The sequence below is a fragment of the Rhizobium sp. L1K21 genome (genome assembly GCF_024055895.1).
Lineage (GTDB): Bacteria > Pseudomonadota > Alphaproteobacteria > Rhizobiales > Rhizobiaceae > Ensifer_A.
In genome coordinates this window covers 2,100,698-2,120,408 of sequence record NZ_JAMXLE010000001.1, presented here as the reverse complement: position 1 = coordinate 2,120,408, position 19,711 = coordinate 2,100,698, and the positions used below count along the sequence as shown (strand labels likewise).

Annotated in this window: 28 protein-coding genes; 18 read left to right on the top strand and 10 right to left on the bottom strand. The window is 56.4% G+C overall.

The window, feature by feature from the left end; all coding sequences use genetic code 11:
- Positions 1 to 121 precede the first annotated feature (121 nt).
- Complete coding sequence (locus tag NHF56_RS10215) at positions 122 to 925, bottom strand: LysR family transcriptional regulator (protein ID WP_252803973.1); 804 nt, start codon at positions 923 to 925, stop codon at positions 122 to 124.
- Positions 926 to 1,021: 96 nt separating this feature from the next.
- Between NHF56_RS10215 and NHF56_RS10210 the strand changes: the two genes are divergently transcribed.
- The 9 genes from NHF56_RS10210 to NHF56_RS10170 all read left to right on the top strand — a co-directional run bounded on the left by NHF56_RS10210 (position 1,022) and on the right by NHF56_RS10170 (position 9,012).
- Positions 1,022 to 1,429: a hypothetical protein gene (locus NHF56_RS10210; RefSeq protein ID WP_252803971.1), complete on the top strand. Its 408-nt coding sequence runs from the start codon at positions 1,022 to 1,024 to the stop codon at positions 1,427 to 1,429.
- Between the two features lie 162 nt (positions 1,430 to 1,591).
- Entirely contained in the window at positions 1,592 to 2,338 is a 747-nt protein-coding gene (recO, locus tag NHF56_RS10205) for a DNA repair protein RecO (protein WP_252803969.1), read from the top strand.
- An 18-nt stretch (positions 2,339 to 2,356) separates the two neighbouring features.
- A complete protein-coding gene (locus NHF56_RS10200) occupies positions 2,357 to 2,869 on the top strand; it encodes a PaaI family thioesterase (RefSeq protein WP_252803967.1) in 513 nt (170 codons plus the stop codon).
- 89 nt (positions 2,870 to 2,958) lie between these two features.
- Positions 2,959 to 3,621: a transglycosylase domain-containing protein gene (locus NHF56_RS10195; protein WP_252803964.1), complete on the top strand. Its 663-nt coding sequence runs from the start codon at positions 2,959 to 2,961 to the stop codon at positions 3,619 to 3,621.
- A 69-nt stretch (positions 3,622 to 3,690) separates the two neighbouring features.
- Positions 3,691 to 4,344, top strand: coding sequence for an HD domain-containing protein (locus NHF56_RS10190; RefSeq protein WP_252803962.1), 654 nt, complete (start codon positions 3,691 to 3,693; stop codon positions 4,342 to 4,344).
- Positions 4,341 to 5,183 (top strand): MOSC domain-containing protein, encoded by an 843-nt coding sequence (locus NHF56_RS10185; protein ID WP_252803960.1) that lies wholly within the window; start codon positions 4,341 to 4,343, stop codon positions 5,181 to 5,183. Before NHF56_RS10190 ends, NHF56_RS10185 begins: the two co-directional genes overlap by 4 nt.
- A 103-nt stretch (positions 5,184 to 5,286) precedes the next feature.
- The gene (locus NHF56_RS10180) at positions 5,287 to 6,507 is read left to right on the top strand and encodes an MFS transporter (protein ID WP_252803958.1); all 1,221 of its coding nucleotides are present in this window, start codon (positions 5,287 to 5,289) and stop codon (positions 6,505 to 6,507) included.
- Positions 6,508 to 6,947: 440 nt separating this feature from the next.
- Positions 6,948 to 7,136 carry a hypothetical protein gene (locus tag NHF56_RS10175; protein WP_252803956.1) on the top strand — a complete coding sequence of 63 codons (189 nt, stop codon included), beginning with the start codon at positions 6,948 to 6,950 and terminating at the stop codon, positions 7,134 to 7,136.
- Positions 7,137 to 7,221: 85 nt separating this feature from the next.
- Entirely contained in the window at positions 7,222 to 9,012 is a 1,791-nt protein-coding gene (locus tag NHF56_RS10170; protein ID WP_252803954.1) for a sugar phosphorylase, read from the top strand.
- Positions 9,013 to 9,023: 11 nt separating this feature from the next.
- Here the strand turns inward: NHF56_RS10170 and NHF56_RS10165 are convergent, their stop codons facing one another.
- The 7 genes from NHF56_RS10165 to NHF56_RS10135 all read right to left on the bottom strand — a co-directional run bounded on the left by NHF56_RS10165 (position 9,024) and on the right by NHF56_RS10135 (position 13,054).
- A complete protein-coding gene (locus tag NHF56_RS10165; protein WP_252803952.1) occupies positions 9,024 to 9,533 on the bottom strand; it encodes a tyrosine phosphatase family protein in 510 nt (169 codons plus the stop codon).
- A gap of 4 nt (positions 9,534 to 9,537) precedes the next feature.
- Positions 9,538 to 10,143 carry a YfbR-like 5'-deoxynucleotidase gene (locus NHF56_RS10160; protein ID WP_252803950.1) on the bottom strand — a complete coding sequence of 202 codons (606 nt, stop codon included), beginning with the start codon at positions 10,141 to 10,143 and terminating at the stop codon, positions 9,538 to 9,540.
- Positions 10,144 to 10,147: 4 nt separating this feature from the next.
- Positions 10,148 to 10,987: a folate-binding protein YgfZ gene (locus tag NHF56_RS10155; RefSeq protein WP_252803949.1), complete on the bottom strand. Its 840-nt coding sequence runs from the start codon at positions 10,985 to 10,987 to the stop codon at positions 10,148 to 10,150.
- 91 nt (positions 10,988 to 11,078) lie between these two features.
- Complete coding sequence (locus tag NHF56_RS10150) at positions 11,079 to 11,828, bottom strand: hypothetical protein (RefSeq protein ID WP_252803947.1); 750 nt, start codon at positions 11,826 to 11,828, stop codon at positions 11,079 to 11,081.
- Between the two features lie 20 nt (positions 11,829 to 11,848).
- Positions 11,849 to 12,106, bottom strand: a complete 258-nt coding sequence (locus tag NHF56_RS10145) for a hypothetical protein (protein WP_252804945.1) — start codon at positions 12,104 to 12,106, stop codon at positions 11,849 to 11,851.
- A gap of 118 nt (positions 12,107 to 12,224) precedes the next feature.
- The gene (locus tag NHF56_RS10140; protein WP_252803945.1) at positions 12,225 to 12,614 is read right to left on the bottom strand and encodes a TIGR02301 family protein; all 390 of its coding nucleotides are present in this window, start codon (positions 12,612 to 12,614) and stop codon (positions 12,225 to 12,227) included.
- A gap of 41 nt (positions 12,615 to 12,655) precedes the next feature.
- Complete coding sequence (locus tag NHF56_RS10135; protein WP_256995394.1) at positions 12,656 to 13,054, bottom strand: NUDIX hydrolase; 399 nt, start codon at positions 13,052 to 13,054, stop codon at positions 12,656 to 12,658.
- A gap of 47 nt (positions 13,055 to 13,101) precedes the next feature.
- Here NHF56_RS10135 and NHF56_RS10130 point away from each other — a divergent pair, with 47 nt between their 5' ends.
- Positions 13,102 to 13,890: an SOS response-associated peptidase gene (locus tag NHF56_RS10130; protein ID WP_252803943.1), complete on the top strand. Its 789-nt coding sequence runs from the start codon at positions 13,102 to 13,104 to the stop codon at positions 13,888 to 13,890.
- A gap of 13 nt (positions 13,891 to 13,903) precedes the next feature.
- Here the strand turns inward: NHF56_RS10130 and NHF56_RS10125 are convergent, their stop codons facing one another.
- Together NHF56_RS10125 and NHF56_RS10120 are read right to left on the bottom strand one after the other, a co-directional pair.
- On the bottom strand, positions 13,904 to 14,065 hold the full coding sequence (locus tag NHF56_RS10125) for a hypothetical protein (protein ID WP_252803941.1): 162 nt from the start codon (positions 14,063 to 14,065) through the stop codon (positions 13,904 to 13,906).
- A 192-nt stretch (positions 14,066 to 14,257) separates the two neighbouring features.
- Entirely contained in the window at positions 14,258 to 14,398 is a 141-nt protein-coding gene (locus tag NHF56_RS10120) for a hypothetical protein (RefSeq protein WP_252803939.1), read from the bottom strand.
- Between the two features lie 324 nt (positions 14,399 to 14,722).
- Between NHF56_RS10120 and cysS the strand changes: the two genes are divergently transcribed.
- From cysS to pip, 8 genes are all read left to right on the top strand, one after another.
- A complete protein-coding gene (gene cysS / locus NHF56_RS10115) occupies positions 14,723 to 16,459 on the top strand; it encodes a cysteine--tRNA ligase (RefSeq protein ID WP_252804944.1) in 1,737 nt (578 codons plus the stop codon).
- A gap of 174 nt (positions 16,460 to 16,633) precedes the next feature.
- Positions 16,634 to 16,843 carry a hypothetical protein gene (locus NHF56_RS10110; protein WP_373456272.1) on the top strand — a complete coding sequence of 70 codons (210 nt, stop codon included), beginning with the start codon at positions 16,634 to 16,636 and terminating at the stop codon, positions 16,841 to 16,843.
- A 62-nt stretch (positions 16,844 to 16,905) separates the two neighbouring features.
- The gene (locus NHF56_RS10105) at positions 16,906 to 17,151 is read left to right on the top strand and encodes an antitoxin (RefSeq protein ID WP_252803938.1); all 246 of its coding nucleotides are present in this window, start codon (positions 16,906 to 16,908) and stop codon (positions 17,149 to 17,151) included.
- Entirely contained in the window at positions 17,148 to 17,564 is a 417-nt protein-coding gene (locus tag NHF56_RS10100) for a PIN domain-containing protein (RefSeq protein WP_252803936.1), read from the top strand. The genes NHF56_RS10105 and NHF56_RS10100 overlap by 4 nt, the downstream gene beginning before the upstream one ends.
- A complete protein-coding gene (locus NHF56_RS10095) occupies positions 17,561 to 18,040 on the top strand; it encodes a GFA family protein (protein ID WP_252803934.1) in 480 nt (159 codons plus the stop codon). Before NHF56_RS10100 ends, NHF56_RS10095 begins: the two co-directional genes overlap by 4 nt.
- Positions 18,037 to 18,159 carry a hypothetical protein gene (locus NHF56_RS20885; RefSeq protein WP_256995393.1) on the top strand — a complete coding sequence of 41 codons (123 nt, stop codon included), beginning with the start codon at positions 18,037 to 18,039 and terminating at the stop codon, positions 18,157 to 18,159. The genes NHF56_RS10095 and NHF56_RS20885 overlap by 4 nt, the downstream gene beginning before the upstream one ends.
- Complete coding sequence (locus NHF56_RS10090; RefSeq protein ID WP_252803932.1) at positions 18,156 to 18,644, top strand: GFA family protein; 489 nt, start codon at positions 18,156 to 18,158, stop codon at positions 18,642 to 18,644. The genes NHF56_RS20885 and NHF56_RS10090 overlap by 4 nt, the downstream gene beginning before the upstream one ends.
- A complete protein-coding gene (gene pip / locus NHF56_RS10085) occupies positions 18,638 to 19,597 on the top strand; it encodes a prolyl aminopeptidase (RefSeq protein ID WP_252804942.1) in 960 nt (319 codons plus the stop codon). The genes NHF56_RS10090 and pip overlap by 7 nt, the downstream gene beginning before the upstream one ends.
- Positions 19,598 to 19,711: the final 114 nt, after the last annotated feature.

Here is a 19,711-nt window from a genome sequence, read left to right as displayed (position 1 = left end):
GAAGGGACTGCCCTCTGCCGGCTGCAAGATCATCAATGCGCAAATTTCAAACGGCTACGAAGCCGCCACCATCAGCTCCTCGCCGCCAACGAAGCTGCTCTAGTTCGATGCCAGAAAGAAACTAGATGAGCCGTTCGGCCAGTTCTTTTGCAAAGGCGGATTTGCGGTGCGAAATGCCCACCTTGCGCGTGCCGGCATCGGCGTCCAGAAGCGGCAGAACGATAATGTCATCACGGCCCTTGGAATGGGACTGCGGCACAAAGGCGATCCCCAGTCCGGCGGCAACAAGGTCCAGCAATTGTGTGTCATTCATCGCTTGAGCTGCGGCTGATATTTGGGGGAAGCCAAGCTCCATCCGATCTGCATTCGGGCAATAAGGTCGGTGGATCATCGCATGGTCCCCAAGCTCGGCGAGCCGCAATCCCGCCCTGTCGGCAAGTACGTGGTTAACTGCAAGGGCAATGCCGAATGGTTCGTCGGCAAGTGGAATGAAATCGTGACCCTGGGGAACACACGTGTCTGACAGAAAGGCGATGTCGCTGTCTTGGGGAATATCCGTAAAGCTGAAAATCAGCGCACCGAAAGACCGGCGGAGACTGCTCAAACCCGGCGCAATGCTACTGATCAGAATGTCAGGAGCGCAGTGAACGCGCGCAGTCTTCTGCGGTTCTGCCCGCAGTCGAGCTTCCAGTGAAGACAGATGTGTCACGCTCCGCTCTGCGTCATGGTACAGTCGCCGTGCCAGCGGTGTGGGCGTCAAACCGGATTTTGACCGCTGGAAAAGCGGTGCTCTCAGCTTTTCTTCGAGCTTTTGGATAGCAGCCGAGACCGTCGGCTGGCTAACACCATTTGCGCGCGCAGCCTGGCTGAATGTGCCGGTTTCAAAGGCGCTGGTAAAATAGCGAAGTGTGTTCAGTTCAATCATAGGAAATACCTATACCATAGATAAGGTATATAGCAATTTCCTCATCAATTCACTCCCCTTAGATAGCTCTAGACATCAACCAGAGGAGTTTTGATCATGCAATTTCCCCACACCAAACCGCAGGATACGGCCATTGGCCAGGTTCTCACGAGGTTCGCTGCCGGCGATCCCTCGCTCTTCGAACTGATATCGAGCGACATCGACTTCCGCATCGATCACTTTCGCGATGAAGCGGACACAAGCTGGCAGCAAGCCAAATCGCGCGAAGGCCTTATGGCCGTGGTCGGGCGCTTGGGGCAGGAGGTGTTTCCGAAGGGCACAGAGGCTCTCGGCATAGACAGCGTCGTGCTGGGGGACGGCTGGCATCTGACCTGCTTTAACCAGCGGTTTTTCTACGGCGAAAGGCAACGCGATGTCACGAGCCTGACATATATCATCTCGCATGAGACAAACGGAATGCTCGACTACTTTCGCGAAACCGTCACGAATATTGTGAATATCTGAACCGCATGGATAATACGCATTCGCAGAAATGATGAAAACGGAGGCCGAAATCTTGGTCTCCGGTTTTCTTGACCCTGCTGCTGCACCCACCCAGCATAGGTCTTTGGCGGCTGTCAGAATACGACTCTACCCACACCCTGGTCCGCGCGTTATAACCACCCCATGCAATGGACCGATGAAGGTGTGATTCTGGGGACGCGGCGGCATGGGGAGAATTCCGTGATTGCCGAGGTGATGACGCGTGGTCATGGTCGCCATTTGGGGCTGGTGCGCTCTGGCCGCTCGCGCGCGATGCAGCCGGTTCTGCAGCCGGGCAATCTTGTGGAACTTACCTGGCGAGCACGACTGGAAGAGCATCTGGGCGATTATAAGATCGAGCCGCTCAGATCCCGCGCGGCTGGCCTGATGGAAAGCGCGGTCTCCGTTTATGGGGTCCAGGCGCTTGCTGCGCTCCTGCGCCTTCTGCCCGAGCGCGACCCGCATATCCATCTTTATGAAACGCTGAACGTGATTCTCGACAATTTCGATACGCCGGTGGATGCCTGCGAGCTCTATGTCCGCTTCGAGGTTGCCATGCTCAACGACTTGGGTTTCGGGCTTGATCTGGCCCGCTGTGCTGCAACAGGCACCAAGGCTGACCTCATCTATGTTTCGCCAAAAACAGGCCGCGCGGTCAGCCGAGTGGCAGGTGAACCCTACGCCGACAAGATGCTGAAGCTTCCAGCCTTTCTGAGCCCCGAGCACAACAAGGCCGCCACCGGTGAAACCATTGCCGACGCCTTTGCCATGACCGGCTATTTTCTCGAGCGCCATGTCTACGAGCCGCGCGGCTTGAAAATGGCCGATGCAAGAGCAGGCTTGCGCGATGCGGCAATCAAGGTCTTAATGGCTGCAAAAGTACAAGATTGAACATTTCTGGAGATCCCAATGGCGATCGAAATCTATCCGGGAGTCGGTGCGGAGAGCATCGGAATTGTGCCTTTGGAGGCTGTGGCGCGTGATGGCGGCCTGAAAGTGCTTCGCGACATGATTGCCGGTGAACAGCCCGCACCGCCGATATCGCAGACCATGCATTTCATCCTGTCGGAAGCGGAAGAGGGACGTGTGGTCTTCAAGGGCATGCCGATGAAGGAACACCTCAATCCACTGGGCTCCATCCATGGCGGCTGGGTGGCGACGATCATGGACTCAGCGCTCGCCTGCGCCGTCATGACCACGCTGAAACCGGGTGAAGGCTACACGACGGCTGAGTTCAAGATAAACCTCGTTCGTCCCCTTATGCCCGGAATGGGCGAGGTGTATTGCGAGAGCCGACTGGTACACCGCGGCCGCACGCTGGCAACGTCGGAGGCGCAACTGAAGGACAAAAACGGCAAGCTGCTGGCCCACGGCACCGAAACCTGCGCCATTTTTCCCATCGAAAATCTGAGACGATCATAAGTCGGAAATCCTCTGACCAGTTCGCAGGGGTGCGTTCACATTTTGGCCATTGAACGGTTCCATGAACATCCAGAAAACCGGGGGCATCCATGCAATATTTCCTCAAGCTCATCGGGCTCGCCCTCGGGCTTTGCCTGTTCCTGTTGGTCATTTATGGCGGCAAGGGCTTTGTCGACGGCTTGCGCGATTCGGACCTGTTGGCAAAGCGCGCTGACAATCTTATCGCCGCCGGTTATGGGCCAAAACAGCTGGGCACGGGACGGCTGGAAGAACTTCTGAAAGTTGAGGATCCCGGCTTTTACGACCACGGCGGCATTGATCTTTCAAGCCTCGGCGCGGGTCTCACGACCATCACGCAGTCGCTTGCCAAACGGCTTGCATTCGATGGCTTCAAGCCGGGCATTCGGAAATTGCGTCAGAGCACCTATGCGCTGGGTCTCGAACAGGGCCTCTTGAAAGACCAAATTCTGGCGCTCTTTCTCGAGACGGTCGAAATGGGCCGCGGTCCGGACGGCTGGATGACCGGCTTCTTCAACGCGAGTGAAGAGGTCTATGGCAAACCGGTTTCGGAACTTTCTGACCACGAATTCCTGCGTCTCGTGGCCGTGATGATTGCACCGGCCAATTATGATCTCTTCCAGCCCGATCCAGAACTTGAAGAGCGGGTGGCAAGAATAGAGCGTCTGGTCGCCGGTAATTGCAAACCGAATGGCCTGATGGACGTGTGGCTTGAAGGATGCGCGGCCCGGTAGAGACAATCAGCCGCTTGCTCCATCGTTCACGAGGCGATACCCGTTATGCCCGACAACAGGGAATCGCAAGTGACAAACCTCTCCGCCGCTTTCACACCTCACGAAAAGCTTGCCGCGCAACTGATTCCATTTGCTTGCGAAAGCGACGACGGATCGCACGATCTGGCGCATATTCTGCGCGTCTTCAAAAACGCCATGCGCATCCAGGCCGAAGAGGGCGGCGATAGAGAGGTTCTGGCTGCCGCAACGCTTCTGCACGATTGTGTGGCGGTGGAAAAGAATTCGCCACACCGTGCGCAGGCCTCGCGTCTGGCGGCAGAAAAGGCAAGTGGCATTCTGAAATCGCTGAACTGGCCGGAAGAGAAGATTGCGGCAGTGGCGCATGCCGTCACCACACACAGTTTTTCCGCCAATCTGCCGCCGGAAACGCTTGAGGCAAAGATCCTGCAGGATGCGGATCGGCTTGACGCTATAGGCGCGATCGGCGTTGCGCGCTGCTTCTACATTGGCGGGCGTATGAATTCCGGCCTGCACGACATTGCCGATCCGGCGGGTGATGCCCGCCCACTGGACGACAAGAACTTTGCCATCGACCATTTCCCCATCAAGCTTTTCAAGCTGGCCGATGGGTTTCAAACGGCAACGGGGCGCAAACTGGCCGCCGAGCGCCATCGCCGTCTCGAAGAATTTCGCAACCAGTTCCTGGAGGAAGTCAGCGGATGAAAGTCGAAAGCCTTCACACTTATCCCGTCAAGAGCATGCGGGGCATCCGCATGGCCCGTAGCCTGCTCACACCCTCCGGCCTTCTTGGCGACCGCCGCTTCATGATCACCGATGCGAACGGCCATTTCATCACACAGCGCGAATGCCAGGCCTTGGCCCAGATACAGGCGCTACCACAGGGCGCTTATCTGTTGCTGCGCAAGGGCGATGAGGAAATCATGGTTGTGCCGCCGCGTGGCGAACGTATGGACGTTGCCATCTGGCGCTCCATCGTCAATGCAAGTGTGGCCCCTGAAAGCGTCAATGCGCGTCTGTCCGCCTGGCTTGGCCGGGAGGTGAAATTTGTCTTTGCCGATGCAGAGAGCGAACGATATTCAAGCCCCGAATGGGCAGGCGAGGGTGCAGATGTCGGATTTGCCGACGGTTACGCGGTGCTTGTCACCACCACCGCATCACTGAAAGCGCTGAATCAATATATTGAAAGCCAGGGCCAAGCCCCTGTAGGCATGGAGAGATTCCGTCCCAACATCGTTGTCGATACTCACGAGCCCTGGGCCGAAGACCGCTGGGCGGCGATCGAGATCAACGGTGTTCGTCTCGATATCGTCAAACCCTGCGAGCGCTGCATCATGACCACGCAGGATCAGATGACCGGGGAGCGCGGTGGACCCGACCCATTGCCGGCCCTGCGGCACATGCGCTTTTCGACCGACAAGCGCGCACCCGGACCCATCTTCGGCTGGAACGCCGTTCCGCGCGGTCAGGTGGAGCTGAATGTGGGTGACCAGGTAACCGTTGTCGAAGAGCGGGCTGAAGGCTGGCCATTGAAGCAGCGCTGAGCCATTGATCAAAATCTCTGCTGGAACGCTTCAATAAATTCAATTTGTCTTATTGAAGCGATTGGCTAACCTCGTCTTCCAACTGCAGGGGAGACGAGAATCGATGCACGCGCAAACCACCACACAAAATTCGAAAGCCTGGATTGTCGTTGCCGTCGGATCTTTGATCCTGCTTCTGTCCATGGGGCCGCGCTCGGCCATGGGCTTCTTCCAGCTTCCCATCCTCAACGATACCGGCTGGGGACGCGCCGATTTCGGTCTCGCAATGGCTTTGCAGAACCTGGTATGGGGCATGGGACAGCCGTTTTTCGGCGCAATTGCTGACCGTTATGGCACGGCGCGCGTTCTTGTCCTGTCAGGCATTCTCTATGCCAGCGGTCTGTTGATGATGACCTGGACCTCCAGCATCCTCTGGCTCAATATCGGCGGCGGGATCTTGATCGGGCTGGGCGTCGCATCGGCATCCTTCTCTATCGTACTCACCGCGTTTTCGCGTTACGTCTCCGCCGAGCAGCGTTCGCTTGCCTTTGGCATCGGCACGGCGGCAGGCTCAGCCGGCACCTTCGTCTTCGCACCATTGTCGCAAGCCCTCATCAGCACGCTCGACTGGCGGCATTCGCTTACGATCATGGCAGCGATTATGCTGCTCATTCCACTTCTGAGCTTTTTCCTGCGTGGCAACGGAGCAAGCGAAGGCGGTCAGGACAATGCCTATAAGCAGAGCATGGGCAAAGTATTGAATCAGGCATTCGGCCACAGAAGCTACGTTCTCTTGTTCACCGGTTTCTTTGTCTGCGGTTTTCAGGTCGCTTTCATCACCGCCCATTTCCCGGCCTATCTCGCCGATATCGGTATTGATGTCTCCTTTGCGGTGATTGCGCTGACCTTTATCGGTCTTTTCAACATCATCGGCTCGCTGGCCTCCGGCTTCATCGGTCAGCGGCAGCCGAAAGCCAAGCTGTTGTCCTTTATCTATATCGGTCGTTCGATTGCCGTCACGCTGTTCCTGTTGCTGCCGCAGAGCCCGGCCAGCGTCATCATCTTCTCCATTGTCATGGGTTTGCTGTGGCTCTCCACAGTGCCACCGACAAACGGTCTCGTGGCCGTTATGTTCGGCACCCGCAACCTTGGGCTGCTGAGCGGGATCGTCTTTTTCTCCCACCAGATCGGCTCATTCCTGGGTGTATGGCTGGGTGGCTTCTTGTATGACCGCTTTGGCTCGTTCGATGAAGTCTGGTGGCTGGGTGTCGCACTCGGTCTCTTCGCTGCTGCCGTGCACTGGCCCATCCGTGAGGAAAGCGTTGGCCTTCCGCAGCCAGCTTAAGGCGCTTCGCAGCAGCACAAAGACTGCTGCGGCGCAACAATTGTGACGAAGGCGTGATAGATTCAAATTCTCGCTAGAGAAATTTGATGAAGAATTTTTTGCAGAACTGTGAAAATTCTGTGGCTCTTGAATAATAATTTTCTAAAAAAATCGAGCTCAACATTGACGTCCCGCCGCGGCTCACCTAACTATGAACGCGGGCTGATGAAGGAATGGCTTTATCGAAATTGGGTCGACGCCGGCGCTGGCCGGTTTGCCAGAGGAAAGGAAAGTAAGATGTTCGTTTTGCAATATCACGCTACACCTAACTGGCGTTCATCAGTCATGTCCCGAGCGTCCTGGCGACATTGTCGCCGAATTTGTCAGATGTGACGCGCATCAATTTGTAATTTGAAAATTGAGTTTAAAGGGCCATGCAGCAACCGCTGCGGGAGGACGTTATGAATAAGCAGGTCATTGAACACGCCGGCGTACCGGTCGGTATCGTTGTCCCGGATGGGGATGCGATGAAATTCATCGCGGTCAAATTCCCGGTCATCGATCTCGACGGCACGCGTTTTGAAAATGCTGAAGCTGCACGCCGCGCCATCCGTGTTCATATCGAAGGTAAAACGCCGGCCACGGCGTGACATATTTCCGACGCTCAATATTTAGGCGTCGGAAATATATGCATTTTTTCTTGCCATTCACACACTCCGTGCTAACGTTTGCGGGATGCAAGATACGTCCACCGAAGTCGTTACGAACGACGCTGCCACTCTGGAACAATTCTCGCCAAGCCTGCGCGAAAGCCTGCAGGCGCTGATTGCCTCCATCTATCCCGATCACGATCAGAAAACGCTGCTCAATAGTGTTCTGCGTGCTTTCTGGCCGGAGGGGCTGCGCCCGAGGCGCCGCGGCAGGGCGCCGACCAATTCGCTCTGGAGCGAAAAGGACACTTACGTCATCACCTATGGCGGAACTTTTATCGACGGCGAACATAAGCCGCTCGACCTCCTGAACGACTTTCTCTGCGATTATCTGAAAGGCACTATCAACGGCGTTCACATCCTTCCCTATTTTCCGTTCACCTCCGATGACGGTTTTGCCGTCACCGATTATCGAGCCATCAACGGGCTCCTGGGCGATTGGGAAGACATAACCCGCATCTCCAGCGAATTCCGCCTCATGTCCGATCTGGTACTCAACCACGGTTCCAGCCAGAGCACCTGGTTCAGCGAATATCTGCAGGGCCACGAGCCTTATAATAAATTCTACTTCGAAGCCTCGCCCGACGATGATTTGAGCCATGTCGTCCGGCCGCGCGCGCATCCGCTGCTGCGCGAGGTGGAAACGGCAGACGGCACCAAACATGTCTGGTGCACGTTCAGCCATGATCAGGTGGATTTCGACTTCTCCAATCCGGAGGTGCTCTTCGAATTCCTGCGCATCATGCGTTTCCATGTGGACCGCGGTGTGCGCACGATCCGGCTCGATGCTGTGGCGTTCGTCTGGAAGGAGATCGGCACCAATTGCATTCACCTGCGCCAGACCCACGAGATCGTCAGGCTGATGCGTCTCCTGGCCGACTATGCCGAAGAGCCGATCATTCTGATTACAGAAACCAACGTCCCGAATGTGGAAAATCTTTCCTATTTCGGCAATCGCAACGAAGCCCATGCGATCTACAATTTCTCGCTGCCGCCTTTGCTTCTGCATGCGCTCTTGAATGGAACGTCGCGCTTTCTCAACGCCTGGCAGATGGCCATGCCCCCCGCACAGATGGGATGCGCCTATTTCAACTTCACCGCCTCGCATGATGGCATTGGCTTGCGCCCCGCCGAGGGCCTCATCCCCGATGATGATCTATCGGAGATGATCAACACGGTGCAGCGATTCGGCGGTCTGGTTTCCATGCGAAAACTCGCCGATGGCGGCGTTAAACCCTATGAGATGAATGTTTCGCTCTATGACGCGCTGAAGGGAACGGTCGCCGGCGAAGATGAGTATAACGCCGAACGCTTCCTCTGCAGCCAGACAATTGCCATGGGGCTCGAGGGCATTCCGGCTTTCTACGTTCACTCGCTGCTGGCGACCCACAACGATGTCGAGGGCGTCGAGAAACACGGCTATAACCGCGCGATCAACCGTTATCGCTGGAACTATCCCGAATTGCGCACGCTGCTGGAAGAGGGCGACAATCGCCACGCCCGAACACTTGCCGAAATGAAGCGCCGCATCAAGATCCGCACCCGCCAGCACGCTTTTCACCCCAACGCCACACAGTTCACCTTGCAGTTGGGGGAAAAGCTCTTTGGCTTCTGGCGGCAAAGCATGGACCGTTCGCAAAGCATATTCGCGATCCACAACCTCACCAATGAAGAGGTGGTCGTTCCTTCAATTTCACTGAACCTGATCGGTGGTGACGCTTGGATCGACCTGCTGTCGGATGAGCCGATCCGCGAGTTTTCAAGCGATATTACCTTCGCACCATATCAGTGCCGCTGGATCACCAATCAGGTGTGACAGTCGACAAATCAGAACGTGAAGCTGAACGGTTTCTCGCCCTCGTATTCCACCCCGCGGTTGATGGCTTGCGCGGCCTGTATCAATTTGCCGCCGCGACCGAGCAACTGATCGCCAATGGCAATCAGCCGCGTATTGGGGCTTGCCTGCGGCGAGGCTTTTCTCAGAACCTGCGCCAGATCCAGATCATCGAGTTCTGGTTTCACCGCCAGCGCCGCGATCAGGGCTGCCGCTGGCGAGCGCGAAACGCCAAACCAGCAATGCACCAGAAGAGGCGAACCTTGATCCCACTCCCGCGCAAAATCGATGATCTTGCGAACATGCAGTTCCTGCGGCGCAATCAGCCCGTCCTGCTCATCTGAAATATCGTTGACGCCGAGAAGCAGGTGGCGCGCAGCACTGATCACGGCGGGCCGGTGAAAGTGCTGACCTTCGCTCAGCAGCGAAATCATCTCGCGCGATTTCAGCCGCACGGCAGTTTCGGCAATCATGGAAAGAGAGGAAACGGCAATCACGGGCATGTCGTCACCCTTTGCGCATATCGTCTATGGTTTGAAAGCGCGCAACAAAAAGCGCCTGCGCTTCCGTCACCGTCAGCGGCGTCATCAGCAGCATATCGGCTGTTATGCCCCGCGGCTGGCCGAAAAACTTGCGAGCTTCCTCGACCGTAAAACCGGCAAGCAGCGTGGCTTCAAAATAGGCCGAAACCCTGTCGGCCTTCTTGATGGCGTCCTTCAGCGCTTTGGAAGGGTGTGGCGGCAGCCGGAAAGCCAGATGAATGGCCGCTTCCAAACGCCGCTCGACGGATTTGTACCCGCCGCCAACCACCGCCTTGAAGGGCGATATCATGTCCCCGATCACATATTCGGGCGCATCGTGCAGCAGTGCCATGGCCAGATCATCCGCCGTCGCAGCAGGGTTCAAGCGCCGAAAGATTTCCTCCACGACAAGCGAATGCTGCGCAACGGAAAAAGCGTGATCGCCGAATGTCTGCCCGTTCCAGCGGGCAACACGCGCCAGCCCATGGGCAATATCCGACAGCTCCACATCAAGCGGTGAGGGGTCGAGAAGATCAAGCCTGCGCCCGGAAAGCATCCTTTGCCAGGCGCGAATCTCCTTCACTGCCGCCATAGGCCTACTCTCCGTCTTCAACCTGCGGGAAGGACAGGCCGGTCCATTCCGGCAGCGAAAGCCTGACTGTGACATCATCCGCCTGGATCGGTGAGCCGGCTGCAATTGCAGCACCCGCCTTGTCGATCCGCACGATGGCAAGCCCAGCCTTGCCCGCGACGGTTCCCAACGCACCAATCGGTTTGCCGTCAATAGTGATCGGGGTCTCTGCCGGTGGCAGCGCATTCTCGGCTTCCACCTTCACGGGCCTGCGACGCGCGGTGGAGCGGTGCTGCATGCGCGACACCACTTCCTGCCCCACATAGCAGCCCTTCTTGAAGGAAACGCCACCATTCTTGTCCAAGAGCACATCGTGGGGAAATACCTCACCGAGCGCGAAGTCAGCCGCCGGCTCCAAAACAGCCGCATCAACGCGCAAGGCATCGTATTCAGCAAGGTCACCAGACCCTCCTTGACCCTTTGCCCTGAAGAGCGAGCGGCCAGCCTTCTCAAACCGGATATCATTATTTGCGCCTTCGGGTGCCGCTTCATCCCAGTAAAGGCTTGTGCCGACGGCTTCCGGAGCTCCGATCTCCACCTTCGCCCGCATCTTGTACATGGTGAGCCGTTTTGTGAGCGCATCTGCACCGTCTGACGGTGTTTCGATAAAAAAGCCGCCATCTGCCGCGCGGCTCACCATGAAAAAGAACATGATCTTGCCTTGCGGCGTCAACAGCGCCCCCGGTGCAGCGTTGCCCGCAGCAAGCCCCTCAATATCGGTGGTGATCAGGTTCTGCAGAAATGCGTCTGCATCATGGCCACTGATTGCGAAATGGCTGCGGTCCGGCAGGAAGGCGGAAGGCATGGGTCATCCTGGGTTGGTTCGTGATTCACACGATGAACAGGTAATCACTATCAAGCCCCGGAGCAAGTTCGAGCTTCGCAGCAAGCTGCGATCAATCACCCGCCAGGAAGAAACGCCACCGTCCATCCGGCGAAATACCAATGCGATAGAAATTGTAACCGCCAAATTCCAGCATGTTCGCGTAATCGCCGGCCGTGACGATCCGCATCAGTTCCACCTCTTCGGCTGGGGTGAGCTCGGCAATATTTGCGCGCACGAAATAGGGCCAGACATAGGTTTCCTCCTCGCCCTGTCCAACGCGTGCGTAACCGGTGCTGAGAACATCCATCATGATCGCCAGGATTTCCATGCCCCGCGAATCGCCTGACATATCCTTCAGCGCAGTGGCAAGATCATTGCCCGAATCATCAGCGCCGATTGATGTTTGGTCAGGGCCGGGGTTCATCAGCGCCGCAACCGCTTTCAGATCACCTTTGGCAGCCGCATCAAGGATCAGCTGGCGCATGCGCGCCACCGGTTCCGGCAGGGCGGTCAGGTCGTGGGAAATATCGCCATTGTCTTTGCCGGTGAGCGAATCAACCAGCGGTGCGACTTTCTCGATCAGCGTGTCGCTCTTTTCAGGCGGGAGAACCTCTTCTTCAGCGGCCGTTCCCTCTTGCGAAGGCGGTGTCACGGGCGCCTCCGGGGCGGTCGTTTCCACCGCTGGTGCTTCCTCTGCTGACGGAAGCTGCGACAAGGCAAACGCCGATGCTGGAAGAAGTGTGAGGGCAATCATTGCGGCAAAAGTGGCTGAGCCGGCTAAAAAACGCGTCCGCTTCGGCAATTCGAGCGCCGTATGCATGGTCTAAACTCTTCTTGAGCTTATTGAATAATGCGGTGGGGCGAAAATTCACCGGCCAGCATCCGCTCACGCAGATTTTCCAGCATCTCTTCTGCGCCATCTTCGCCGTGAATGCGAATCGTCTCACGCATCACCAGAGCCAGCGCAGCGTCGGCAATGATCTCCGGTTCAATACCGTCAGCCATGCCATCGGCCCAGGCTTCGTTCTGATATTCCAGCGCCGCTTGCATTTTTTCCTGAACGATCATCTCATCAATATCGTTGAGGCTCTGGTCCATCATTTTCGCACTCCAAACCCGATTCTCGACAACCGGCATTTCTTACCGCTTCCTTAATGACTGTATCAGGGTTTTCCCAAAACGACACCGCCTCAAGAAAAAAGAGGTAAATAAATCACTAATTCCCAAATCTTGCGGTGATTTCAGCGGCAAGTGTTGCGCCTTCGACACGGTATTTCTCAGCGATTTCGCGCGTTTCGACAGTGCATGTATTGTGAACCGCGGCAAATGAACGATATCCCCGATTGAAGGCCGCCGTCAGCTTGGCGCGCCGCTCCGGCTCGCTGGCCGTCTCTGTCTGCAACAGTTCATCCATCAGCGCCCGCCATTCATTTTCAGGCGCCGCGGAGCAGAGATTGCGCAGGAAATGCAGCGCGCCGAGTTTTTCGGCCAGCTTCACCAACTCCCCGTCATAGGGCACCGGCTTGGGTTCGGCAGGCGGGGCCTCCTGTGCGAATGCAGGCAGGGCGAACATCAAAAAGGCAATGGCGGCAAAGCGTCTCTTCATGCACTCTAGAAATCCCAAACGAAGACATTGTGCAAGTGCCATCAATCGGAATTCTCCAGCCGTGCGATGCTTTGGCGAACGCTTTCCGGGCAGGCAATCTCCAGGGCCTCCGCTGCGGTAAACCAGCCTGCATCCGAAGCATCATCAGCTGCAACCGGCACGGCATCTTCATCGCAATCGAGAAGAAACACCGAAAGCGTGTAAGGACGCTGAGCGTCTGGCAGATCGTAAACGGCAAACAGGCGCGGATTATACCCCCTGATGCCCGTTTCCTCTTCGCATTCACGAATGGCCGCTTCTGCCAGGCTTTCTCCCGGTTCAACCCGCCCGCCGGGAAAGGCATACATATTCTGTGCCGGCGGGTTTTTCCGGCAAACGAGAAGATAGCGCCCCTTGCTGCGTAAGATGGCGGATGCGGCTGGCAGTGCTCGTGATTCCATGACAGGTATTATTGACCGCGCCACCGGCCAAATGGCAAGACAAGAGAATGTGTGGACGCTTTGCCATCACGATGACGCCGGATGAATTGCTGGAGTTTTTCTCAATCGCCATGATTGAGGATTTTCCGGCCCGCTTCAATGTGGCCCCGACCCAGCCGATCATCGTGATCGTCGAAGGCGAGGGCAATGCGCCCGGTTCCAACCTGCCCAATCGCAAGGCCGTGCTTGTGCGCTGGGGTTTCATCCCCGGCTGGGTCAAGTACCCGAAGGACTTTCCGCTGCTCATCAATGCGCGGGCCGAAACGGCCATTGAAAAGGCCTCCTTTCGCGCGGCCATGCGCCACCGAAGGGTTCTGATACCGGCTTCAGGTTTTTACGAATGGCACCGCCCGCCCAAGGAAAGCGGAGAAAAGTCACAGGCCTATTGGGTGAAACCACGACACGGCAAGATCGTTGCCTTCGCAGGCCTCATGGAAACCTGGTCGTCTGCCGATGGCTCAGAGGTCGACACCGCCGCAATTCTAACCTGTGAGGCACCGCCCTCGTTTGCCCACATACATCACCGCATGCCTGTGGTGATTGAACAGCAGGACTTTTCACGCTGGCTGGATTGCAAAAATCAGGAACCGCGTCAGGTCAAGGACCTGATGGTTCCGCCACAGGACGATGTCTTCGAGATCATTCCGGTCTCGGACCTGGTCAACAAGGTTTCCAATACCGGCCCTGAAATTCAGACGCGTGTTGACGAAAAAACCACACGCACGGCCCACAAGAAGTCGGCGGCAAAGTCAGGGTCCGGCGGTAATACCGGCGGCGGACAGATGAGCCTCTTTTGAGGCTCGCCGAGGCTCAGTCCTGATATTCCTTCATCGGCTGCGGTTTCCGAGACTTCTGCTTGGCTGCCTCGTCGCGTTCACGCGATATCTGCGTGGCTGCCTTCACGGCCTTCAACCCCAGCGGTTGGTATTTGTCTTCGAGTTTGACGTTGGCAGTTTTTTTGCTGTCACTCATAGAACTTGCCTTTATGGTCTTCATTGACATTCCGCGCCATTGTGGCCCGGTCTTTTGGTCAACGCTTCTACGCCCTTCAATGTTTCAGCATTGACGCATAAAAGGCTAACACGCGAATAAGGCAAAAAAAACCGCCGTTTGCGCGGCGGTTTGAGAGTTCGATATGGAGACCGGTGTTTTCCACTGTTCCCTTCACGCGACCTTCTCGGTCTTCTCTTTTTTGACCTCGTTCTTGTTGGCGCACATCAGCGCTGCGGCCAGAACGGCTTTGATCCCCAGCGGCTGATATTTCTCTTCCAGTTTGACCTGCGGCTTGGGGTGAGCGTCGCTCATGAATATTGTCCTTGTGTCCCGTTTGGTTTTTGCTGGCGCGCCAAGTCATGCCTAAACATGGCGGATTCGTGGCGCGCGCTCCCAAATCCCTCGCTAATCCTGCGACCTTCCCGAAAGGGGAACATTTTCATCGCATGCAAAATGCTTGACGGCGCGTGCACGGAGCGCCATAAGACGCGCATGAAAACGCGCACCTGCATTATTTGCCGGATCATTATTCGCTAGTTCGCCGCTGGCCTGGCCGTTTTCGTCTCTACAAATCCCAAGAGCTCAAAACGCCCGGCCAGCCGGGAAATGCCACTTGGGAGCTGTCATATGGCTGAAATGCCGACACTGAAATTCTACAACACGCTGACCCGCGCCAAGGAAGTGTTCGTTCCTGGCGATAAAGACAATGTGCGCATGTATGTCTGCGGCCCGACGGTCTACGATTACGCCCATATCGGCAATGCCCGGCCTGCCATCGTTTTCGATGTGCTTTACCGCCTTCTGCGCCACACCTACGGTGCAGAACACGTCACCTATGTGCGCAACATCACCGACGTTGACGACAAGATCAACGCCCGTGCGCTGCGCGATTATCCCGAGCTGCCGCTGAACGAAGCCATCCGCAAAGTCACCGAAAAGACCGAAAAGCAATATCTCGCCGATGTGGCAGCGCTTGGCTGCCTTGAGCCAAATGTTCAGCCCCGCGCCACCGAAAACATCAGCCAGATGGTCGAGATCATCCAGAAGCTGCTGGACAATGGCAACGCCTATGTTGCGACCGGCGGTGAGGGGCGGGAGGTACTCTTTGCCGTTCCTTCTATGGAAGACTATGGCCAGCTTTCCAAGCGCAAGCAGGAAGACCAGCAGGCCGGTGCGCGCATCGCCGTCGAAGCCCACAAGAAGAACCCGTCTGATTTCGTGCTCTGGAAAGAATCAGCTGCCGATGAGCCCGGCTGGAGTGGCGCGTTCAAGGTGGGCGGCGAGCCTGTCTCTATCCATGGCCGCCCCGGCTGGCATATCGAATGCTCGGCCATGTCGAAGCGCTATCTGGGTGAAACCTTCGACATTCATGGCGGCGGGCTGGACCTGATCTTCCCCCACCACGAAAACGAGATCGCCCAGTCACGCTGCGCCCACGGCACCGATGTGATGGCCAATGTCTGGATGCATAACGGCTTTTTGCAGGTGGAAGGCAAGAAGATGTCCAAATCCGAGGGCAACTTTATCACCATTCACGAACTCCTGGACACCGAAAAATTCGGCGGCCGCAAATGGGCTGGACCAGTCGTCCGCTTAGCGATGCTGAAGAGCCATTATAGGGAACCAATTGACTGGACTGTGGTCAATCTAAAAGAAGCACGAGAGGACATGTGTGATTTTGCACTCGCGCTTTCTTCGCTGGCTACGGAAATGAAGGGTTATTATCAGGAGTTTCTCGCAAGCGCGGCAGAAAGCAGCGATTTGGAGGACAACATTACCATTGACGAGTTTGCGGAGAATTTCATGCGGTCACAAAATGTCGAGATTGAGCAGAGATTTCTGTCATCGCTTCGGGACGACCTCAACACCCCTGTAGCAATCATGGCGTTACAGGATTTTGCAAAGAAAGTTAGCGGAGATCTGGGGCGCTCTTTGGTTTTGCTGCATACTCTTCGGACCTTCGGGATAATGAAATTTAGCCAAATAAGCTTGTTTGATCATAGCTATTTATTCGATCCGGATGTGGAAGATGAAACGTTCTTCGAGAAGTTTCGCAATGTATCTGAAGAGGTTAAGGTTATGCATGCCAACAATGCTCCAATAAATTCATCATCATTTGAAAGCTTGTTTGGAGGGTCGATAAAAATATTGGAGATCAGTCCGGGTTTGTTAAGTTTCAACTTGGTGGATGAGGAAACCTCGAGGAAAAATATAGAAAAGCTCATCGAACGACGCCTCGAATATATCAAAGCTAAAAACTGGCCCGAAGCCGACCGTATCCGCGACGAACTCCTTGCCAAGGGCATCCAGCTCAAGGACGGCAAAGACCCCGAAACCGGCGAGCGCACCACGACGTGGGAGATGAAACGGTGAGGGCGAACCACGCTCCCTCTTCTCCCCTTGGGGAGAAGGTGCCCGAAGGGCGGATGAGGGGTTCTCATCATTGCCAAGCTTGGGAACCCCTCATCGCCTCGCTTTGCTCGGCACTTCTCCCCAGGGGGAGAAGAGGGGACAAGCCCGCGCGCAGGCCAAACAGAGGCAGGTGTTATGGTCGAACCTGAAAAAATCAATGTTCCAAAAGCGTTAGCGGATGGAATTGAATCACTGATCGCAATGCGTGATGAGATGTTGAGAGCGGGCAATCAGACAGAAGCCGCCAAGGTCCGCGACGATCTCGCCGCCAAGGGCATTCTGCTCAAGGACGGCAAAGACCCTGAAACCGGCGAACGGGTGACGACATGGGAAATGAAGCGGTGAATTGAGTTTGGACGCTGCATGACATATGCTAGGCATATGCCATCTTGCCCGGAGGTCACAAAATGGGAATCGAAAGACATTTGAAGGTTTTCAAAAACGGCCGCAATCGCGCAATCCGCATCCCTGTGGAATTCGAGTTTCCGGGCGATGAGGTGATCATGCGCAAGGAGGGCGACAAGATCACCATTGAGCCTGTGGAAGGCGCTGGCAGCGACTTTTTTCATTGGCTCTCAAAACAGGAGCCCTTGGATGAAGATTTCCCAGATGTCGATGAGGGTCTTTTGCCGCTGCGGGATGTAAAGCTGTGAGTGCACGCTTCATACTCGATACCAATATTGTGTCCGATATGCTGCGTAATCCCACCGGCGCATCTGCCAGACGCGGCAGCATGGAAAAGCAATCGGCAATTTGCATAAGCGTCGTCACCGCATGCGAACTCCGCTTTGGTGCGGCCAAAAGAGCCTCGCAAAGTCTCGTTGAACGCGTGGAGCGGTTTATCGCCAGCTTCCCGGTGCTGCCGTTCGAGCTGGAATTCGCACACGACTATGCGGACATTCGCAACGATTTGGAGCGAGCCGGTACACCGATCGGGCCGAATGATCTTCTCATTGCCGCCCATGCCCGCGCGCTCGACCTGACATTGGTCACGGACAATATCGCCGAGTTCGCGCGCGTTCGGGATCTGAAACTCGAAAACTGGCTGGAGCGGAGCCCAACATGACTGAGGAAACCTACACCGGTGGCTGTCAGTGTGGTGCGGTGCGCTTTCATGTGCGCGGTGTGCTGAAGGATATTTCCATCTGTCATTGCCGCATGTGCCAGAAGGCTTTCGGCAATTTCTTTGCGCCGCTCGTCAATACCAAAGGCACTGAATTCGAGTGGACGCGCGGCGAGCCGAAGACCTTTCAATCGTCAAACGTCGTCACGCGCGGTTTCTGCGGAAATTGCGGAACGCCGCTCTATTATGATGCGCCGGATGGCCTAGCGATAGCCGTCGGCGCGTTCGACCATCCCGAACAATTGCGCCCTGTGGTGCAGTTCGGCGTGGAGGCAAAAATTGCCTATTGCGATGAACTGCCGTCGCTGCCCACCCGCGTGACGGAAGACGATCTGGAGGCGGCACCCTTCCTGACCGACCTCATCTCCTATCAACATCCCGATCACGATACCGATCAATGGCCGGAGGCCAAATCATGAATGTGCCGAATCCGAATATGAAAATGCCGAAATGGCTGCTCTACGGCCTTATTGCCAAGGGCGTGCTCGTGGTGGTCATCACGGTTGCCGTGCTCTGGTGGGCAGGGGTTTTCGGATGAGGAAGCTTTCCTATTCCGGCGGCTGCCAATGCGGCGCGGTGCGCTACCATGTTGATGGCGCGCTTGAAGGTGCGCATCTCTGCCACTGCCGCATGTGTCAGAAGGCGGTGGGCAATTATTTCATGCCGCTTGCTAGCGCAGCGAATCAGGCATTCACCCTCACACGCGGTGAGCCAAAATGGTTTCACTCTTCCGATCCGGTCAAACGTGGTTTCTGCGAAAATTGCGGAACGCCCTTGTTCTTCAAGACAATTGGCTCACCCACAATTGCCGTTGCCCTTGGCACGCTGGATGATCCTTCGGCGGTTCCACCGGAGCGCAGTGACGGCATCATCTCGCGGGTCACCTTTTTCGGGCATATCAACGAGTTGCCCAACAACGAGATCGACCGTTCCGATCTTTCCGGCGGCATCGAATCGATCCGCTCGACCAACCATCAGCACCCCGATCATGACACCGACAACTGGCCGGAGGCCGCATCGTGAACACGCTCCGCACGCTCTATCCCGAGATCGAACCTTTCGAGACCGGCTTTCTCGATACGGGTGACGGTCACACAGTCTATTGGGAACGGGTCGGCACGAAGGGGGCCAAGCCGGCGGTCTTTTTGCATGGCGGTCCAGGTGGCGGCTGTGGTGCCGCCCACCGCCGTCTCTTTGATCCCGCACGCTATGACGTGATCCTCTTCGACCAGCGCGGCTGCGGCCGTTCCAAACCCTTTGCCGATCTCGAAAACAATACGACCTGGCATCTGGTTGACGATATCGAGCGCCTGCGCGAGATGATGGGCGTTGAAAAATGGCTGGTCTTTGGTGGTTCATGGGGCTCCACGCTGGCGCTGGCCTATGCGGAAAAACACCCCGAACATGTCAGCGAACTGGTTCTGCGTGGCGTCTATACGCTCACAAAGGCCGAACTCGCCTGGTATTATCAGTTCGGCGTGTCGGAAATGTTTCCCGACAAGTGGGAACGTTTCATCGCCCCGATCCCGGAGGCTGAACGGGACGACCTGATGGCCGCTTACCGCAAGCGCCTGATTGGTGATGACAAGGCCGAACAGATCAAATGCGCCAAAGCCTGGAGCATCTGGGAAGGCGAGACGATCACGCTTCTTCCCGAACCCGCCACCTCGGATCATTTCCACGAAGATGACTTCGCGCTCGCCTTCGCGCGCATCGAAAATCACTTCTTCACCCATGCGGGCTGGCTCGAAGAGGGCCAGTTGCTGCGCGATGCGCATAAGCTTCAAGACATCGAAGGCACCATCGTGCATGGACGTTACGACATGCCGTGTCCGGCCAAATATGCCTATCAGCTTTCAAAAGCCTGGCCGCGCGCGGAATTTCATCTGATTGAAGGGGCAGGCCACGCCTATTCCGAACCGGGCATACTCGACCGGCTGATCAGAGCGACTGACAGATATGCGGAAAACAACTAAAAGCCCGCAAAACTGGAATGGAAACAATGACCAAGGAACGCATCTACCTCTTCGACACGACACTGCGCGACGGGCAGCAGACGCACCCGCACGCCCGCAGGAGCGCAGCGAACG

Bases quoted from the DNA above. Each gene is read 5' to 3' on its own strand.
- NHF56_RS10215 (WP_252803973.1), bottom strand. From the start codon at position 925: ATGATTGAACTGAACACACTTCGCTATTTTACCAGCGCCTTTGAAACC.
- NHF56_RS10195 (WP_252803964.1), top strand. From the start codon at position 2,959: ATGCAATATTTCCTCAAGCTCATCGGGCTCGCCCTCGGGCTTTGCCTG.
- NHF56_RS10125 (WP_252803941.1), bottom strand. From the start codon at position 14,065: ATGAGTGACAGCAAAAAAACTGCCAACGTCAAACTCGAAGACAAATAC.
- NHF56_RS10130 (WP_252803943.1), top strand. From the start codon at position 13,102: ATGTGTGGACGCTTTGCCATCACGATGACGCCGGATGAATTGCTGGAG.
- NHF56_RS20885 (WP_256995393.1), top strand. From the start codon at position 18,037: ATGAATGTGCCGAATCCGAATATGAAAATGCCGAAATGGCTGCTCTAC.
- NHF56_RS10200 (WP_252803967.1), top strand. From the start codon at position 2,357: ATGGCGATCGAAATCTATCCGGGAGTCGGTGCGGAGAGCATCGGAATT.
- NHF56_RS10180 (WP_252803958.1), top strand. From the start codon at position 5,287: ATGCACGCGCAAACCACCACACAAAATTCGAAAGCCTGGATTGTCGTT.
- NHF56_RS10185 (WP_252803960.1), top strand. From the start codon at position 4,341: ATGAAAGTCGAAAGCCTTCACACTTATCCCGTCAAGAGCATGCGGGGC.
- NHF56_RS10135 (WP_256995394.1), bottom strand. From the start codon at position 13,054: ATGGAATCACGAGCACTGCCAGCCGCATCCGCCATCTTACGCAGCAAG.
- NHF56_RS10145 (WP_252804945.1), bottom strand. From the start codon at position 12,106: ATGGACCAGAGCCTCAACGATATTGATGAGATGATCGTTCAGGAAAAA.
- NHF56_RS10210 (WP_252803971.1), top strand. From the start codon at position 1,022: ATGCAATTTCCCCACACCAAACCGCAGGATACGGCCATTGGCCAGGTT.
- NHF56_RS10120 (WP_252803939.1), bottom strand. From the start codon at position 14,398: ATGAGCGACGCTCACCCCAAGCCGCAGGTCAAACTGGAAGAGAAATAT.
- NHF56_RS10095 (WP_252803934.1), top strand. From the start codon at position 17,561: ATGACTGAGGAAACCTACACCGGTGGCTGTCAGTGTGGTGCGGTGCGC.
- NHF56_RS10170 (WP_252803954.1), top strand. From the start codon at position 7,222: ATGCAAGATACGTCCACCGAAGTCGTTACGAACGACGCTGCCACTCTG.
- NHF56_RS10160 (WP_252803950.1), bottom strand. From the start codon at position 10,143: ATGGCGGCAGTGAAGGAGATTCGCGCCTGGCAAAGGATGCTTTCCGGG.
- NHF56_RS10165 (WP_252803952.1), bottom strand. From the start codon at position 9,533: ATGCCCGTGATTGCCGTTTCCTCTCTTTCCATGATTGCCGAAACTGCC.
- NHF56_RS10140 (WP_252803945.1), bottom strand. From the start codon at position 12,614: ATGAAGAGACGCTTTGCCGCCATTGCCTTTTTGATGTTCGCCCTGCCT.
- NHF56_RS10155 (WP_252803949.1), bottom strand. From the start codon at position 10,987: ATGCCTTCCGCCTTCCTGCCGGACCGCAGCCATTTCGCAATCAGTGGC.
- NHF56_RS10105 (WP_252803938.1), top strand. From the start codon at position 16,906: ATGGGAATCGAAAGACATTTGAAGGTTTTCAAAAACGGCCGCAATCGC.
- NHF56_RS10090 (WP_252803932.1), top strand. From the start codon at position 18,156: ATGAGGAAGCTTTCCTATTCCGGCGGCTGCCAATGCGGCGCGGTGCGC.
- cysS (WP_252804944.1), top strand. From the start codon at position 14,723: ATGCCGACACTGAAATTCTACAACACGCTGACCCGCGCCAAGGAAGTG.
- NHF56_RS10150 (WP_252803947.1), bottom strand. From the start codon at position 11,828: ATGCATACGGCGCTCGAATTGCCGAAGCGGACGCGTTTTTTAGCCGGC.
- NHF56_RS10110 (WP_373456272.1), top strand. From the start codon at position 16,634: ATGGTCGAACCTGAAAAAATCAATGTTCCAAAAGCGTTAGCGGATGGA.
- NHF56_RS10175 (WP_252803956.1), top strand. From the start codon at position 6,948: ATGAATAAGCAGGTCATTGAACACGCCGGCGTACCGGTCGGTATCGTT.
- recO (WP_252803969.1), top strand. From the start codon at position 1,592: ATGCAATGGACCGATGAAGGTGTGATTCTGGGGACGCGGCGGCATGGG.